Annotated in this window: 16 protein-coding genes; 10 read left to right on the forward strand and 6 right to left on the reverse strand. The window is 45.1% G+C overall.

Translation table 11 applies throughout. The annotated features are described in order from the left end of the window. Positions 1–125: 125 nt before the first annotated feature. A complete protein-coding gene (locus tag J0K78_RS19550; RefSeq protein ID WP_206948573.1) occupies positions 126–1,436 on the reverse strand; it encodes a glutamine synthetase family protein in 1,311 nt (436 codons plus the stop codon). Positions 1,437–1,658: 222 nt separating this feature from the next. Between J0K78_RS19550 and J0K78_RS19555 the strand changes: the two genes are divergently transcribed. Both J0K78_RS19555 and J0K78_RS19560 read left to right on the forward strand, forming a co-directional pair. Then, positions 1,659–2,051: a hypothetical protein gene (locus J0K78_RS19555; protein ID WP_206948574.1), complete on the forward strand. Its 393-nt coding sequence runs from the start codon at positions 1,659–1,661 to the stop codon at positions 2,049–2,051. A 116-nt stretch (positions 2,052–2,167) separates the two neighbouring features. Beyond that, complete coding sequence (locus J0K78_RS19560; RefSeq protein ID WP_206948575.1) at positions 2,168–3,094, forward strand: manganese-dependent inorganic pyrophosphatase; 927 nt, start codon at positions 2,168–2,170, stop codon at positions 3,092–3,094. Between the two features lie 738 nt (positions 3,095–3,832). Here the strand turns inward: J0K78_RS19560 and J0K78_RS19565 are convergent. Continuing rightward, positions 3,833–4,363, reverse strand: a complete 531-nt coding sequence (locus tag J0K78_RS19565) for a hypothetical protein (RefSeq protein WP_206948576.1) — start codon at positions 4,361–4,363, stop codon at positions 3,833–3,835. A gap of 250 nt (positions 4,364–4,613) precedes the next feature. Between J0K78_RS19565 and J0K78_RS19570 the strand changes: the two genes are divergently transcribed. The 5 genes from J0K78_RS19570 to J0K78_RS19590 all read left to right on the forward strand — a co-directional run bounded on the left by J0K78_RS19570 (position 4,614) and on the right by J0K78_RS19590 (position 8,161). After that, positions 4,614–5,231, forward strand: a complete 618-nt coding sequence (locus J0K78_RS19570) for a Type 1 glutamine amidotransferase-like domain-containing protein (RefSeq protein WP_206948577.1) — start codon at positions 4,614–4,616, stop codon at positions 5,229–5,231. Between the two features lie 166 nt (positions 5,232–5,397). Continuing rightward, the gene (locus J0K78_RS19575) at positions 5,398–5,964 is read left to right on the forward strand and encodes a copper resistance CopC family protein (protein WP_206948578.1); all 567 of its coding nucleotides are present in this window, start codon (positions 5,398–5,400) and stop codon (positions 5,962–5,964) included. Next, complete coding sequence (locus J0K78_RS19580) at positions 5,961–6,521, forward strand: hypothetical protein (protein WP_206948579.1); 561 nt, start codon at positions 5,961–5,963, stop codon at positions 6,519–6,521. Before J0K78_RS19575 ends, J0K78_RS19580 begins: the two co-directional genes overlap by 4 nt. Further along, positions 6,407–7,030, forward strand: coding sequence for a CopD family protein (locus tag J0K78_RS19585; RefSeq protein WP_206948580.1), 624 nt, complete (start codon positions 6,407–6,409; stop codon positions 7,028–7,030). Before J0K78_RS19580 ends, J0K78_RS19585 begins: the two co-directional genes overlap by 115 nt. A gap of 111 nt (positions 7,031–7,141) precedes the next feature. Next, positions 7,142–8,161 (forward strand): DUF1835 domain-containing protein, encoded by a 1,020-nt coding sequence (locus tag J0K78_RS19590; protein WP_206948581.1) that lies wholly within the window; start codon positions 7,142–7,144, stop codon positions 8,159–8,161. 45 nt (positions 8,162–8,206) lie between these two features. Here the strand turns inward: J0K78_RS19590 and J0K78_RS19595 are convergent, their stop codons facing one another. Further along, the gene (locus J0K78_RS19595; RefSeq protein ID WP_160912781.1) at positions 8,207–8,788 is read right to left on the reverse strand and encodes a GNAT family N-acetyltransferase; all 582 of its coding nucleotides are present in this window, start codon (positions 8,786–8,788) and stop codon (positions 8,207–8,209) included. A gap of 113 nt (positions 8,789–8,901) precedes the next feature. Here J0K78_RS19595 and corA point away from each other — a divergent pair, with 113 nt between their 5' ends. Beyond that, a complete protein-coding gene (gene corA, locus J0K78_RS19600; RefSeq protein ID WP_206948582.1) occupies positions 8,902–9,852 on the forward strand; it encodes a magnesium/cobalt transporter CorA in 951 nt (316 codons plus the stop codon). Positions 9,853–10,481: 629 nt separating this feature from the next. On the opposite strand, the gene J0K78_RS19605 is transcribed toward corA, so the two are convergent. Further along, complete coding sequence (locus J0K78_RS19605; RefSeq protein ID WP_160912784.1) at positions 10,482–10,871, reverse strand: SET domain-containing protein; 390 nt, start codon at positions 10,869–10,871, stop codon at positions 10,482–10,484. Positions 10,872–11,071: 200 nt separating this feature from the next. Between J0K78_RS19605 and J0K78_RS19610 the strand changes: the two genes are divergently transcribed. After that, positions 11,072–12,595, forward strand: coding sequence for a BCCT family transporter (locus J0K78_RS19610; RefSeq protein ID WP_206948583.1), 1,524 nt, complete (start codon positions 11,072–11,074; stop codon positions 12,593–12,595). 45 nt (positions 12,596–12,640) lie between these two features. On the opposite strand, the gene J0K78_RS19615 is transcribed toward J0K78_RS19610, so the two are convergent. Beyond that, the gene (locus J0K78_RS19615) at positions 12,641–13,204 is read right to left on the reverse strand and encodes an FAD-dependent oxidoreductase (protein WP_206948584.1); all 564 of its coding nucleotides are present in this window, start codon (positions 13,202–13,204) and stop codon (positions 12,641–12,643) included. A 735-nt stretch (positions 13,205–13,939) separates the two neighbouring features. Here J0K78_RS19615 and J0K78_RS19620 point away from each other — a divergent pair. Continuing rightward, positions 13,940–15,325 carry an MFS transporter gene (locus J0K78_RS19620; protein WP_206948585.1) on the forward strand — a complete coding sequence of 462 codons (1,386 nt, stop codon included), beginning with the start codon at positions 13,940–13,942 and terminating at the stop codon, positions 15,323–15,325. Between the two features lie 154 nt (positions 15,326–15,479). On the opposite strand, the gene J0K78_RS19625 is transcribed toward J0K78_RS19620, so the two are convergent. Further along, entirely contained in the window at positions 15,480–15,812 is a 333-nt protein-coding gene (locus tag J0K78_RS19625) for a hypothetical protein (protein ID WP_206948586.1), read from the reverse strand. Positions 15,813–15,854 lie beyond the last annotated feature (42 nt).

Raw genomic sequence — 15,854 nt, forward strand, 5'->3', positions numbered from 1 at the left:
GCATGAAGAGTGAGTCGCGCGCATGAAGAGTGAGTCGCGCGCATGAAGAGTGAGTCGCGCGCAAGATAAGAGAAGAGCACACAAAAAAGCAGCGCCCCATCGGAGGAGCGCTGCTTTTCTAATTCTTACTTGTTCATATATTTGTCGATTTCCCACTTGCTTACTTGCAAGGAGTACTGAGTCCACTCATCTTCTTTGTCTTCGATATAAGCATTGGCTGTGTGATCACCAAGAGCTTTAAGAAGAACTTCGTCTTTCTTAAGTGCAGAAAGAGCTTCTTTCAAGTTTGTAGGTAGTGTTGGTACACTGTCGTCCTCAACTTCGTACAGGTTACGGCTTTCTGCTTCACCTGCATCATATCCGTTGCGGATACCTTCAAGACCAGCTTGGATCAATACCGCAAGTGTCAGGTAAGGGTTCGCTGTCGGGTCCGGGTTACGGACTTCGAAACGAGTACCTTGTCCACGTGTTGTTGGTACACGGACCATACAGCTACGGTTGGAGTGTGACCAAGCGATACTTACAGGTGCTTCATAACCAGGAACAAGACGCTTATAAGAGTTCACGTTCGGGTTCGTGATCGCTGCAATGGCGCGGGCGTGGTGAAGAATACCAGCGATGAATTGTTTCATCGTTTTAGAAACGCCATCTTTCGCATCTTCATCATAGAAAGCACTGTCTCCATCTCTGAATAGGGAAAGGTGTGCGTGCATTCCAGAACCATTTTCGCCTGCGATTGGCTTAGGCATGAATGTCGCATGGTAATCGTGGTTTGTTGCGATATCTTTTACGACGTTTTTGAACGTCTGGATGTTATCAGCTGTTTTCAGCATGTTGTCAAAACGGAAGTTGATTTCGTGCTGCCCCATCGCAACTTCGTGGTGGGAAGCTTCCATTTCGAAACCGAATTTCTTAAGTGTACGAACGATGTCACGACGTACTTTATCCCCTTTATCTTTCGGAGAAGCATCGAAATATCCACCGCGGTCGTTCATTTCGCGGATCGGGTAACCGTCTTTATCCAATTTGAATAGGAAGAATTCAGGTTCTGGACCGACGTTTACTGTGTATCCCATGTCTTCGGCTTCTTTCATTGCTCGCTTAAGGATGTAACGAGGGTCTCCTTCGAATGGAGTGCCATCTGGCTTGTAGATATCACAAATGAAGCGCGCACTGCGGTCTTCATCGACCAAAGAAGGAAGTAGTAGGAATGTATCTAAGTCTGGTACGAGATACATGTCACTTTCTTGGATATCGGAAAAACCGGAAATGGAAGAACTGTCGAACATCGCTTCATTATCTAAAACCATTTCTAGTTCTTCAGCCGGTAGTTCAACATTTTTCGTATCCCCATACATATCTGTGAATTCTAATAGTAGGAATTCAACGTTGTTTTCTTTTACTTCCTGAATAATTTGCTCTTTTGTGTAAGTCATACATTACCCTCTCTTTAACAATTTTATTATGAGATTTGTATCCGGAATAGTGCTGGATATGTACCTCACTTTTTCTTATGTAAGGAATTCTAACACATAGTGTAGACAAATCTCAAATCTCTTTTATTTAAATTCCCTTATTTTTTTCACCTAAACCTATGATTTAGTAAAAAAATTCGTCCTTCTACATAAGGTAGATTATAAGGATAACGGAGGTGTTGTATGAACAGTAAAAACCTTGTATTCATGCAGTCTGTGGCCTTTTTTGGTTACCTGGTTTTCATCTCACTCGCGACTGTGAAAGTACAGGGAACCGCTCTTGTGACAGAAAATTTTTATTTTTATATTATTTTCTCACAATTTGTTTATGTCCCTGTAGGAATTTTGCTCGCACTGCCAGCTTTCCTTAAAAAATGCAGAGAAGAAGGGCAATGGAAATGGAAGAAGAGATATGGTATCTTCATTCTGTTTCCTTCTTTGTATGTATTGCTTGTACCCTATGTCATTCCTGTCGATTCTATTTTACCAAATCTATTGATTACGAATCCTTCTGTGAGTTCGGTGATTCAGGTTCTCTGTGGGTACTTTTTGGTAAAAGGATTTGAAAAAGAATAGTTTTCCTTCCATATTAAGGGGAATGATAGGAGAAGATGGACTATGGATGCAATCTATTTTATAATCGAGACGGACAAGACATCCTACATACCCTTGATAAAGAAAGGAAGATTTTTGTGAGCAAAACATTGATTTTCGGGCACAAGAACCCGGATACGGATACGATTACTTCAGCACTTGTGTATGCTGAATTGAAAAAAGCCCTTGGCGAAGAGGTAGAAGCGGTTCGTCTTGGAGAAGTAAATGGAGAAACTCAATTTGCATTGGATCAGTTCAATGTCGATGCGCCACGCCTGGTTGAGCGTGTATCTGATGAAGTCGAACAGGTCATCCTTGTCGACCATAACGAGCGCCAGCAGAGTGCAGAGGATATTGATGAAGTGCAGGTGCTTGAGGTCATCGACCACCACCGTATTGCAAACTTCGAAACAAAAGGACCGCTTTACTACCGTGCGGAGCCAGTCGGCTGTACGGCAACGATTTTGAACAAGTTGTATAAGGAAAAAGGACAGCAGGTTTCGAAGCCAATGGCAGGGTTAATGCTGTCAGCGATTATTTCTGATTCCCTTCTATTCAAATCACCGACATGCACGGACGAAGATCGTAAAGCTGCCGAAGAACTTGCAGCGATGGCCGGTGTGGATGCTGAAGAATATGGCCTGAAGATGTTGAAAGCAGGCGCGGATATCAGTGACAAGACAGCTGAAGAGCTGATTTCCCTTGATGCGAAAGGATTCAACATGGGAGATAAAAAAGTAGAAATCGCCCAGGTGAATACTGTGGATACAGATGATGTACTTTCCCGTAAGAGTGAGCTTGAAGCAGCCATCGAAAAGAACGTTTCTGAAAAAGGTTTGGACCTGTTCCTGCTTGTAGTTACAGACATTCTTGAAAGCGACTCGACAGTCGTAGCAGTCGGTAACGAAACAGAAGCGGTGGCGAAAGCTTTCGAAACGGAGCTTGATGGCAATCAGGCGGTCTTGAAAGGTGTCGTATCCCGTAAGAAGCAAATCGTCCCTCCATTGAACACTTATTTCGGATAAGAAAAAAAGCGAACCCTCCTTGTGAGGCGTTCGCTTTTTTTATAGCATTCATTCTCTTCCATATAAGCTCCCAATTCTTGAAGACTCAGTTTCGAGACTTCTGTTGGGTGGATGGGGGCTACGGGGAATAGCTCGCTTTCCGCGGGGACCCACACGAGGTGGGGTCGTTCGATGTTGGCACAGGACGTGCCGAACTTAATCGAACTTCCTCTTTTCTCTTGAGCCTCCTCGGACTGCGTCCTGTGGGGTCTCACCAAGCACTTTTATCCCGCAGGAGTCTCGCCATTCCCTCCGCCCCTTTACTTTATAAGTGTCTCGAAACCACCACTTAAAAAATCAGCTTACATGGTTATTAGAAGTTAATGATATAAACTTTACTCCATTGAGGTATAGCATACACAAATGCTTGATACAACGCACTAAATGCCCGCCCAGGGGAGAAGAATTGGAACGTTACTTATGAATACAAGTGTTCTAATCATCGACTTCCCTCAACTATTCAAGCTGCCCCTTTTAGAAGTGGTTTCGAGACCCTGATATAGCAAAGGGGCGGAGGGAAACGGTGAGACTCCTATGGGACGTGTGGGACAGGTGAGACCCCGGAAGGCGTAGCCTGAGGAGGCTCACCGCCCGCCCCATGGAAAGCGAACCTTTTCCCGGAGCCCTAAACTCTCACAAAAATCTCGAAACTGAGTCTTCAAGAAACCTGCCATATAGTTTAATAGACGGCGGTGATACCTACGAAAGAAACTGATCATTAAATGTGCGGATTGTTTCTGTCAGGGCCTGCATTTTTCCCTTGTCCGATACCGTGAACGATTCTTTTTCAATGATGTATTGCACATCGGAATGGATTTCTTTTAAAGCAGCCGTAATCTCCTCTACCTTGTCTGATCCTTCATTTGTAAATGATTCCTTAGTAATCACCGATCGAAGCTTGAACAACTCATTCGAATAATCACGGAAATACCCTTTTTCCAATTCACTCGATCTTTCAGCTGCATTCAATAGTCTTTGATTGCCGGTCAGTTGCTGGAGGCTGCGGGTGAGTAATGTCTCTGCGTAGAAATTCGCTTTTTCATCTTCTTCGCTATGATACGACTCAAAAGATAAGATGACGTCTTCAATACGAAAAGGAAGTTCGGACACAGCGGAAGTGGCGGCATCTCTTGTGAACGTATCGATTTCTGATGACCTTGTTGTATCGAGCCAGAGATAAGCGAAAACGATGCTGGTTAGTAAGAAGATTCCTGTAAGAATTCTGTACATAGGTAACGGGCTCCTTTTTGCTATCCTTCATTACTCGTATCGTATCATGTAGAACGTCTGCATGTTTACATAAAGAATTGAGTATTTCGTGGATGTTTGAAATGATTGGAAATAAGTGAGTGAGAATTCAAGTTTGCAATTCCAGTACGATATGTCGTAGCTCTTTGTATTTTCTCTTTGTATGAGGAAGCGTAAGTGATTGGACTGTTTTTCTGTCGAACATGTTTCATAAAAGTAGAGGTGTGGTGGAATGGGAACTTTAATTCTTTCAGGTGGAGGAAGTGCAAAGCAGAACAAGGAAGCTCATAAAACGTTCGCAGAAAGACTGGACAAGGACAAACCTCTTTTGTATATTCCTGTAGCAGGAGATTCTGTACGGAGGCCCCATGAAGGGAGTTTCCATTACATAAAGAAATGTTTGAATCCATATGGTGTGACTAAGTTTGAAATGTGGACAGATCTTAATGATCATTCAGTCAAGGAAATTCAGACGTTCGCAGGTATTTATATCAGCGGGGGCTGTTCCTTGAAGCTGCGAAGGTTAGTGGGCGAAAGTGGTTTCGCCCGAGTTCTCTCTGAGTTTTACAAGCGAGGAGGTATCATTTTCGGGCAAAGTGCAGGAGCTATACTTTTAGGAAATAATAGAGCAGGAATACATGAAGGTCTGAATCTTGTAGAAAATCACAGGATATGGTGTCACTACAAATCTGAAATGGAGGGGGAACGCTCTTTTTTGAGCGATAAAGAAAGTAGTCGAATTCTTGCAATGGAAGATGGTGGATCTGTACTCGTTACTAATGATCGCCTGATAAGGATCAGCGGTAATAGTTATACTTTTCAAGAAGGCAGGAAAACGTCAATCGAATAACCCTGGAAATGGATTTTTCATCCTTTTACGAAGGGGTTTTGTTCACCAAATTGTCCGTTTTTTCTTCTGGAATAACTACCTTTGCTCTGATATAAATTTAGAGGGGGAGTGAACCAAAACCCCTTTTTGTACGTAACCATTATAAAAGAGTAAAGGAGCAGGAATCATGAAATATATATCCGTGTTATGTTTACTAGTCGTACTTGCCCTGCCGGTGACGGTCGAGGCTCATACACATCTTGAAAGCTCAGAACCCGAATCAGGCGGTGCATTATCATCAGAAAACCCCGGTGTCATACTGACCTTCGATTCCAAAGTCCAGGAACCTACAGCCTTGACGGTCACAGGTGGAGATGGAGAAGAATTCCAAATAGACAGCTATACCCATTCTCCGGATAACGTGATCGCATTCAACATTCCAGAAGAAGCAGCTGGTGGGGACATTGAGATCTTTTACAGCATCATTGGTGAGGACGGGCATGTCATGGAAAATCAGTTGACGTTTCAATATACAATGAACGAAAAGGCGTCTGAACCTGAAGCATCTGAAACAGAGGAACCGGAAGCAACTTCAGGAGAAGGTGAAAATGCAGAAGGAGAAGAGTCCGAAGATCAGCAGGTGGCGGCATCTGAACAAGGGAATGAATCGATGGTTTGGATTGTACCGGTACTTGGATTTGGAATTCTAATTACTGCTGTGCTCGTATTCCTGGGGATCAGGAAAAAATCATGATTCATGCGTTAACGAATGGAGCTTTCTATGCTTGCCTCTCCATTCTCATCGGTGCAAGCCTCTTGTCTTTTACTGATGAAAAGCTTGCCCAACGTAGAAAAACATGGACTACGATCACTCTGTTCGGACCTGTTTTAGCGGTCTATCCAGTCATACAGCTGGCAGGAATGCTGGAGGAATATCGAGAAGGTGGCTTATGGGAGAGTTTATTTCATGTTCTTACCCAGTTAAAAGGGGGACAGGCTTGGCTGCTATTATTGTCCCTGGCTGTACTTCATGCCATCGTCCTGAACATGATCAAAAGCCCAAAGATCACCTACTCATTCAGTTTATTCATCCTCGGCGGGATGATCCTCACTCAAAGCATAACGGGTCACGCTGCGAGCACCACGTCTTTTCAAGGAGCACTTTTTCATACGATTCATTTCATCGCTGTCGGCGTATGGTCCGGTGTACTACTCGTTGTCAGCTTTTTTCTGAGAGGGAAAACCACTGGGAGTCTTTTGTTGGTTGGTTTACAAAGACAGCCATCGCGTGCATCGTATGGATTGTGTTGACGGGTATCGCTATGAGTTTCCTTTTGTCAGAAAGTATCCTGGATTCGTGGATGCTATCTTATGGCCAGGCGCTGTTGATTAAACACCTCCTGTTTGTCTTCCTCCTGTTGTTTGCTTTCATCAATGGTTTTCTTATGAAACGTCTAGTAGCGCAGGATGCCGACTTCTCGCCCAAGCGCTGGTGGAAAGCGGAGAGTCTTCTCATTGTTTTCATCTATACGATTACAGGATATATGACCGAACAGGAAACCCCGCATAATATTGCGCAAACGTTGGAGCGGCAGGAACCTTCTGTCCTTTTCCGTGTATTCACGACAGTGGAAGGGGCGGGCCCTTTGACCTTCGCTCCGAATCTGATCGGTCTATCCTCTCTCGCTTTAGCTGTTATTTTCCTTTTATTTACCGGTGTGATGATCAGGCGGAATTCGCTGGCAGGTACTTTTTTTGTCAGTGCAATGGTTGTATGGTCTTTATATCTTGGTCTTATGAGCAGTGTATCCATGAATTAAACGGACACCTAAAGAGGTGTTCGTTTTTTTATGGAATGAAACTTTTTTATTTCTTTATCCGTAGGAAGGGGAAGTCATGAAAGGAATTTCAATGGATAAGGAGAGGGAATGATGAATGCATCGATCAAAAGAAAACTGGAAGCATTAAAGGAGGATGAACTCCGCGCCATTTTACTCCATCAGTGGTCGCTCTTTTCTTATGTAGAAGAAGGGGAGATTTCTGAAAGTGAGTGGCTCAGTCAGGTAAAAGAAATGAAGAATAGAACGGAACAGGTCTGTGATGAACGTTTGCATCCTTTCCAAACAGAAGAGGGCAAAACCATCGAACGCGTTCATATCGTCTTTAGTGAATCTGCGAAAGGTTCATTGCAGATTGCTCTTAAACAAAGAGAGACAAAGGAAGAAGTTCTGGCTCTTTCTCCGATGTTTTCCATCGGGCCGATACAGAACTTGGACAAAGAAGAGGGGATCAAGAAGCGGAAAGAATGGCTGTTTACTCATCTGATTATGGATGATGAAGAGTGGATCCACATGGAAGAAGATTTATTGAGAATCCTGGATGAACTAACATCCATTCCAGCGAATGTGCCTGTCACGATATGGGTCGGGGCCAATGCCCATGAACAGACAGGTCTATGTTTTGTGATGCACCTTTTGAAAAGTAAAACCAACCCGATCAATCTTGTTCAAGTAACGGATGCTTTAGATTTTCCGCTTCACACAGGGGAACTGTCCCCGGACCGCTTTGTGAGTTTGTGCAACTTGCCTTCAAGGAATCCTGTGTCCGAAGAGAGCATGGAAGCCTATCAGGAGGAGTGGAGGACGTTATCAGCTGAAAATACAAATCTGCGGGTCTTTGAGAACGGCGTACACTCGACAACTGAAGACCATTTTGATGCTGCCCTCATCCAATCGTTGAAAAAGCTTCAGCGTGAGAGCGAGGATGGTGACTACATAAAAGCCGCTCGTTTAATCGGAGAGGTGCTGGGGCATTCGTCGCAAGTCGTCGGGGACAGCTTCTTTGAGTATCGTGTCCGTGAACTTGTTCTGCAGGGAGAATTTCTCATGAAAGGTGTTCCGAGGGGAATGAGGTACTACAAAGTGAAAGGGAACCCACAATCAGTCGTTTAGAGCGACAAAAAAAGAAAACGCGTGGCTGTTCGTGCCAAGCGTTTTTTACGCGCGTTTCATCCATTCTTCTCTAAGGACTCCCATGCGGATCGAATCATAAAACTGCCCTTCGTAAATGCGGCATTTCCTTAACCGGCCTTCGACTTTCATTCCGAGTTTTTCACCGACACGCATCATCCGTTCGTTTTTGGACCATGTCGTCAAACCGACACGGGCGAGAGGGAGCGTGCGGAAAAGGTAGTCCACCCAAATCTCAAGCGCTTCCGATCCGTAGCCGCCGTTCCAATAGTCAGGGTCATAGATGCCGATTCCGACTTCAAGCCATAGGGAAGGTTTGTGTTCCCAGTAATACGTGACGGTTCCGATGGTTTTTCCATCCACTTCGATGATGAGTCGTGAATCGGGTTCGTTTGGCCCGAGCCTGTGGATACGGGCTTTTTCATGACTGCGGTAGCTTTCGAGTGTATGAGGCTCCAGGGGATAGTAGGGGGCATCCCATTTCTTCCATTCCGGTTGGTCCCCGTTGTAGATCAACTGGTACAAAACGGGGATATCCTTCTCGGTGATTGCCCGCAATGTCACTCGTTGTCCGTTCAATTGTTCATCACTTTTTAATCGTTGCAGCATCCGCGTGCCTCCGTTCCGTCTTTTCTTTCATCGTACCATAAGTGAGAATGGTTGTTTGAATATTTTCGTTTACGGTTATAAAAGAATAAGACGTACATAGGTAGGTGAAACGCATGATTGAGGTTATGGCTTATAGCAAAGAACAAGGACTGCAAAATGATCTTTCCATCGAAGAACTTTCCAGTGGGGACTGGGACTGGTACTGGGTCGACTTCAATCAGCCTTCTGAAGGGGAAGTGACACTTTTAGAGAAAACGTTCGAGTTTCACCCATTGGCGGTGGAAGACTGCCTGCATGGACTGCAGCGTCCGAAGCTCGATTATTATGATGATCACAGCTTCATTGTTGTTCATTCCGTGAATCCGCAGACGCTTGAGCGGGAGGAAATCGATGTGTTTCTCGGAGAGTGTTCGCTCGTCACTTTTCACAAGGAGAAGAATGAACCCTTGGAACAAGCGAAAAAGATTGTCAGAAATACGAAACAGCATCAGGATGTCGACGAATATTATGTTTTTCATCAGATCCTCGATAAAGTCGTCGATCATTACTTCCCGATCATTTATAAAATTGAGGACCATATCAACGAAATTGAAGACAATACGAAAGACTTGTCTATGGAAAGGCTGCTTGAGGAATTGTTTGATCGCCGCAGTGAACTGCTGACGTTGAGGCAGACGATCCACCCGATGAGGGATCTGTTGTACCGAATATTGAACACCCGGCATTTGGACGGGGTCTTCGATCGGAGAGAATACTTTGCGGATATCCATGACCATCTGATCAAAGTGGCGGACATGGTCGCATCAAACAGGGAAATGACCCAGGATATCCGGGACAGCTACCTTTCCTTGAACTCCCATGAAACGAACCGGACGATGCAGATTCTCACCGTCATCAGTGTCATCTTCATGCCGCTGACATTCATTGTTGGTGTGTATGGAATGAACTTCGCTAACATGCCGGAGCTGCAGACGGAATACGGCTATTTTGTCGTATGGGGACTCATGATTGCTGTAGCGGTTGCGATGTTTATCTGGTTCAGAAACAAAGGCTGGTTTGATTGAATGTAGAGATGTAAGACGGAAGCCACCAAGGCGGTTGGCTTCCGTCTTTTTTCGGTCCAGAGGATGAGGGGAAATCACACCAACGGCCGTTAGATAGAGAAGCGGGGCGGTCTATACTTAGAGTAACAACAAAAACGAAGGAGATGAACGGAATGATCAACGTCTTTGAAGTCTCTACAGATATCCAGGAGCGCCGTCCTCGCTGAATGTATAGAACGAAACGCTCGTGACCTCGGTCGCGAGCGTTTTTTTGTGATTGAGGCTCCCCGTAGAGTGAGGGTGGATATTAGCAGGTTTGGGGGATATATTGGCACCTTTCGTGATTATATTTGCGACTTTCCAGGATTTATTAGCATCTTGCTCTCATACTCAAGAGTGCTGTAAGAAAAGAGGGTGGAAGTGGTATGGGCTTTTTTCCTCCGTCCTTTTTCAGACCAGAGGATGAAGGGAAATCACACCAACGGCCGTTAGAAAGAAATGGAAAGCGCTCTATACTTAAAGTAACAACAAAACAAAGGAGATGACCGGAATGATTAATATCTTTGAAATCTCTGTTGATATCCAGGAGCGCCGCCCTCGCTAATAAAAAAGGTCGTGACACTAGTCACGACCTTTTTTGATATGATTTATTATGATTCTTCTTCGTCCTGGTCGAACCAAAGAAGTTCCTGTTCGTCAACAAATCCATTGTAGTTGATGTACACTTCTTCATCTGCTTTGATGTCTTTGTAAGCATAAAAGTCAAACGTGTGTGTCTCGAAATTGATGACATAGTTAGCATTAGGCTCATAGGAATGGTTGAACATCATACCGTATCCGAGCACGAATGCGGTGTGGTTCTCGCCATATTCGAACGCATAATCAGCCAGGCGGGTTTTTTCAATGTGCACGTGTTCTTCATTCGGATAAGGAATCACAGGAGCCTGGTGGATGAGTTCGTTTTTGGCAATATCCCTTTGCGCGAAAATACCGCGGTTCAATTCTTCGTTTTCAAGTGTAGACGTACGTACTTCAATCATCGTCTTCACCTCCATGATTTTTTCTTCTATAAAAGCGGTCCGTTCATACGGATAATCTTTACTATCTTCAACTATTCAAGTCTGACAGGTATGGCAAGGGAAAGCAACTTTCTTATTTTTCAGTTTCCTCCACGAGAATAGGAAAAGCAGTGGGAAAGATACTATCTCTAACAATCTTTTTTGGAAGGGATCGCTTACAGATGAAAAAATTCAATACCGTTTTCAAAATCTCAGCTGGAATCATGCTTGTGCTTGTGATCATCGGTGTGGTCTGGCCGGCTGGTCTGGAACAGATGACCACTGCTGTCAAAGGTTTCATCGCCAATAAACTGGGCTGGTATTATTTGATCGTCGTCACTCTCTTTGTGCTCGTCTGTCTTACGTTCCTTTTTACCCCGCTTGGGAGAATCAAGTTAGGGAAAAAGGGGGAAAAGCCTGAGTTTTCGCGTCCAACTTGGATTGCTATGCTCTTCAGTGCCGGTATGGGGATCGGGATCGTGTTCTGGGGCACGGCAGAACCGATCAGTCACTATGCCCTCAGTTCACCCACAGGGGAGACTGGAACCGATCAGGCCATTAAAGATGCGATGCGGTTCACTTTCTTCCACTGGGGCATTCATGCATGGGCCATTTACGGCATCGTTGCTCTCGTGCTTGCATATTTCAATTTCCGCCACGGCCATGCTGGGCTTATCAGTGCTACGTTGAAGCCGTTGATCGGGGAAAAAGCGGCAGAAGGGGTATTTGGGAAAGTGATTGATATTCTTGCCGTCATCGCGACTGTAATCGGGGTTGCGACAACCCTTGGATTTGGGGCTGTGCAGATCAATGGAGGACTTTCTTATCTTTTTGATATTCCGACCGGCATTGTCGTTCAATTCATTATCGTCGCCATCGTCACCGTTTTGTTCATGATCTCTGCGTGGACAGGTTTAGGAAAAGGAATCAAAATCCTCAGTAATGCGAACATGGCACTTGCCGGTCTTCTTTTCCTCCTGGTATTCATTGTAGGTCCGACGATGTTCATTTTGAATATCTTCACAAGTTCTATCGGCGCCTATTTTCAATACCTGCCTACCATGAGCTTTCGGATCGCTCCGCTCAATCAGGAAACAAGAGAGTGGATTAATGCGTGGACGATCTTTTACTGGGCGTGGTGGATTGCGTGGTCACCGTTTGTTGGTGTGTTTATTGCCCGTGTTTCAAGAGGCAGGAGTATTCGTGAGTTCGTTTTCACGGTCCTGGTTGTACCTTCAATCATTGGTTTCTTATGGTTTGCAACTTTCGGTGGTACCGCTATTCAACTGGAGCACAATGCCATTGATACGATTTCATCTCTTGCTACAGAAGAATCATTGTTTGGTGTATTCTCGAACGTGCCGCTCGGATGGCTGGCTTCCATTGTCGCCATGACGCTGATTGCCACCTTCTTCATCACATCGGCAGACTCCGGGACCTTTGTCCTCGGGATGATGACAACCGGTGGTTCTGAAACGCCGGGAACATCAATCAAGCTGACGTGGGGAGGATTGTTATCGGCAACAGCCCTGGCTCTTCTTTACACAGGCGGACTGCAGGCGTTGCAGAATACGATGATCATCGCAGCCCTGCCATTTTCGATCATCATGTTGATGATGGTCATCAGTTTTGTTAAGGCGATTTACAAAGAGGGGAGAGAACTCGGTGTCGGACGGTTCAATCCGCCAGATGATGAAAAATCATAAAGCAAGCCCCCGGGTCTGAAAAAGTCCGGGGGCTTTGTTTTCCTCTTATTTACCCAGCACGTCATGATCTACATAACGCTTGCCGTTCAATTCACTGATGACGTTGATGGCGACTTTCGCTCCGTCCCCGGATGTGACAATCGTATGGACACTCACACCAGCAACGGTTCCGGCAGCCCACACTTTTGGCTTCGATGTACGTCCGTGTTCGTCGGTCTGTATAATTTTCGCAACACGTGGTTCGATTCCCTCAACGACATCCAGCCCGAATGATTCAGCTGCCTTGACTGACATGCCTGTCGCAAAAATGACGTGGGAGGCTTCGTAACTGCCTTCGGATGTTTGAATGACATAGAGCTCTCCTTTTTCTTCAATGGAGACGACATCTTCCTGAACGATTTCCGCTCCGAATTTCTGGGCCTGTTTCTGACCCTGCTCCAACAACTTCGGACCTTCGATGGGGTCGACGCCGTAGTGGTTTTCAACCCAGGCTTTTGCAGTAATGCTTTTCCCGTTATCAAAAAGAATCGTTTTCTTTCCGGCTTTTGCAGTGAAAAGTCCGGCACTGGCACCAGCAGGTCCGGCACCGATAATCGCTACATCGTACATCCAACCACTCCTTTTTTGAAATCTCTCTTCCATTATATCTGAATCTTCCGCCTTTTTAAATTTTGGCAGCAAGGTGATGAATGCTTATTGAACAATCTGGCAGTTTTCTTGAAGACTCAGTTTCGAGATGTTTGGGGGCTTCGTTTGCCATATTTGGAGTCAGGGGTGGTTGGGAAGCTACTCGCTTTCCTGTGGGGGAGTGCCGAGCTTCCTCGGGCTACGCCCTGCGGGATCTCGCCGATCTCCTTTCTCCCACGGGAGTCTCGCAGCTTCCCAACCCCCCCATACGATAAAAGTGAGAAACGAACCCCTTTGCCCAGTATGAGTGTCTTTCACAGATTCTGAGTCTATAGTGATAAAGCGCTCTATAACAGGCTTTATCATTCAAAATGTTGTAGGAGAATCCATGTTGCTTCACTTTCCTGGAAGTGGTTTCGAGATACTTATATGGCAAAGGGGAATGGCGAGACTCCTGCGGGAAAAAAGTGCTTGGTGAGACCCCACAGGACGCAGTCCGAGGAGACTCACCGCGCTCCCGCGGAAAGCGAGCTATTCCCCGCAGCCCCCATCCACCTAACAAAAGTCTCGAAACTGAGTCTTCAAGAATAGAGAGCTTATATTAAATAAATATGAAGGCAAAGTAAAATTTCCATATCCAACGTTTGACCGTTGCTTTTGATAAGGATGTCGTGTAGAATCATTTCGGGTAACGAAATAAAGAAGGAGAGATCAAACATGGAGGAAGAACAACAGGTACGTAACCCAAAGGGATTATTGATCTCTCTTTGTGCGGTTATGATGATGTCAGTGATGAATGGAACGATGTTCAACATCGCTGTTCCTGATATAGCGAAAACGTATCAATTGATGCCGTCGGAAGTCAGCTGGGTCATGACGGGATATATTATGGTCTATGCCGTCGGTGCTCTCACCTACGGGAAACTGGCGGACTACTATCCTTATCGAACGTTGATTACATTTGGACTCAGCATTTTTTGTGCCGGATCTTTGTTCGGATTTTTCGCGCAAAATTACGGAATGGTGCTGATGGCGAGGGTCATACAGGCTGTCGGTGGGGCCATGATTCCAGCGCTTGTTTTCCTGGCTCCGATCCGTTACTTTCCGAACGAGCGAGGGAAAGTACTCGGCATCGTTTCTTCTGTAATGGCTTTTGCCTCAGGTGTCGGTCCGATTGCCGGTGGCTTCATTGCAGGTTTTCTCGATTGGCGGTATTTATTTTTAACGTCCGCGTTGATTATCATTACGCTGCCATTCTTACGTAAAAATCTACCGCAGGAAGAGTCGAAGAAAGGCTACATCGATTATGTTGGAGCCGCTCTGATTGCCGGAGTGATTTCTACACTAATGCTTGGAATTACACTTGGTATCTCATGGTTGTTCGTGTTTACTGTATTGTTCTTTGCCTTGAATTTATGGCGGATGAAGTCCATTGACGAACCATTCATACCGGCTCATCTATTTAAAAGCAATCAGTACAGAGCCACCATCATTACAAGTTTTCTCGGTGTCGTCTGTTTGTTCGGCATGATGTTCATGCTTCCGATCATGTTCCGTGATGCTTATGGGCTTGGAACGATGATGATCGGTCTCGTCCTTTTTCCCGGGGCTTTAAGTGCAGCCTTGATGGGTCAAAAAGGGGGGAACCTCGTCGATTCAAAAGGAAACACGTTCGTTCTCTATTTGGCTCTTGGTTTATTAGGAACCGGGTTTGTCGTGTTGTCTACACTTGTCGGGGCTCATCCGTATATCGTGAGTGGAGCGATCATTATTGCTTACATGAGTTTCCCACTTGTGCAGGCGTCATCCGCGGACATCCTTGCGAACATTTTGCACAAAAACGAAACCGGAGTCGGAATGGGAGTCTTCAACCTGCTCAACTTTGTATCTGGTGCTCTGAGTGGGGCCTTGATCGGAAGGGCGCTCGACGTATTCGATCCAAACCAGCCGTTCAACTGGTTTGGGTTTGAAGGTACAACAGCGGTTTACAGCAACATTTTTCTTGCGTTCGCCCTAATTATCCTCTTAGGATTTCTGCAGTTCCGGCTGAATTTTTATAAAAAAGAACAAACGTATGCCCAAAAAAAACCCGCTTCCTTGTAAAAGGAGCGGGTTTTCGTCTTATGTAGAATGATGAAAGCGAAGGAGTCTCTGGATAGGCTGATACACATTGAGGATCACTCCTTCGCTGAAAAGAAGGTTCATGATCATTCGACATCTGCTTCATACAAAAGATATGATAATAATTGCACAAAAATTATACTAAAATAGAAGTTTCGTTTTCGACCATTGCATCATTGTATTTTCTGCGACATGTACTTTCGGCAATATGATCCTGCCACTCGCCTTCGATTTGGTCGTAAACATCATCGACACATTCACCGTCGATAATCATAACGAACGATTCGTCCTTGTCCATGAATAGGAAAAAAGATAATAATTTCGGAAGGTGCCCGGCATCAGCAATCAATTGATTTTGATGTAAATATAAGTCACACCCAGTTTTCGAAATCGTTTTGTAAACTTTCATAATCTGGTTGGTTTTCAACGGGCGGTTCAATGTGATTTGGTAAGAAGACAGCTCACTCACTGTCGTCACCTCCGTAATGTTTTGTTGCTATATCACTACCCT

Origin of the sequence: Halobacillus sp. GSS1, from assembly GCF_017307035.1 — a bacterium.
Lineage (GTDB): Bacteria > Bacillota > Bacilli > Bacillales > Halobacillaceae > Halobacillus > Halobacillus litoralis.

Excerpts from the sequence above, each read along its gene's own strand:
- J0K78_RS19550 (WP_206948573.1), bottom strand. The coding sequence starts at position 1,436 with ATGACTTACACAAAAGAGCAAATTATTCAGGAAGTAAAAGAAAACAAC.
- J0K78_RS19555 (WP_206948574.1), top strand. The coding sequence starts at position 1,659 with ATGAACAGTAAAAACCTTGTATTCATGCAGTCTGTGGCCTTTTTTGGT.
- J0K78_RS19565 (WP_206948576.1), bottom strand. The coding sequence starts at position 4,363 with ATGTACAGAATTCTTACAGGAATCTTCTTACTAACCAGCATCGTTTTC.
- J0K78_RS19570 (WP_206948577.1), top strand. The coding sequence starts at position 4,614 with ATGGGAACTTTAATTCTTTCAGGTGGAGGAAGTGCAAAGCAGAACAAG.
- J0K78_RS19575 (WP_206948578.1), top strand. The coding sequence starts at position 5,398 with ATGAAATATATATCCGTGTTATGTTTACTAGTCGTACTTGCCCTGCCG.
- J0K78_RS19580 (WP_206948579.1), top strand. The coding sequence starts at position 5,961 with ATGATTCATGCGTTAACGAATGGAGCTTTCTATGCTTGCCTCTCCATT.
- J0K78_RS19585 (WP_206948580.1), top strand. The coding sequence starts at position 6,407 with ATGGTCCGGTGTACTACTCGTTGTCAGCTTTTTTCTGAGAGGGAAAAC.
- J0K78_RS19590 (WP_206948581.1), top strand. The coding sequence starts at position 7,142 with ATGAATGCATCGATCAAAAGAAAACTGGAAGCATTAAAGGAGGATGAA.
- J0K78_RS19595 (WP_160912781.1), bottom strand. The coding sequence starts at position 8,788 with ATGCTGCAACGATTAAAAAGTGATGAACAATTGAACGGACAACGAGTG.
- corA (WP_206948582.1), top strand. The coding sequence starts at position 8,902 with ATGATTGAGGTTATGGCTTATAGCAAAGAACAAGGACTGCAAAATGAT.
- J0K78_RS19605 (WP_160912784.1), bottom strand. The coding sequence starts at position 10,871 with ATGATTGAAGTACGTACGTCTACACTTGAAAACGAAGAATTGAACCGC.
- J0K78_RS19610 (WP_206948583.1), top strand. The coding sequence starts at position 11,072 with ATGAAAAAATTCAATACCGTTTTCAAAATCTCAGCTGGAATCATGCTT.
- J0K78_RS19615 (WP_206948584.1), bottom strand. The coding sequence starts at position 13,204 with ATGTACGATGTAGCGATTATCGGTGCCGGACCTGCTGGTGCCAGTGCC.
- J0K78_RS19620 (WP_206948585.1), top strand. The coding sequence starts at position 13,940 with ATGGAGGAAGAACAACAGGTACGTAACCCAAAGGGATTATTGATCTCT.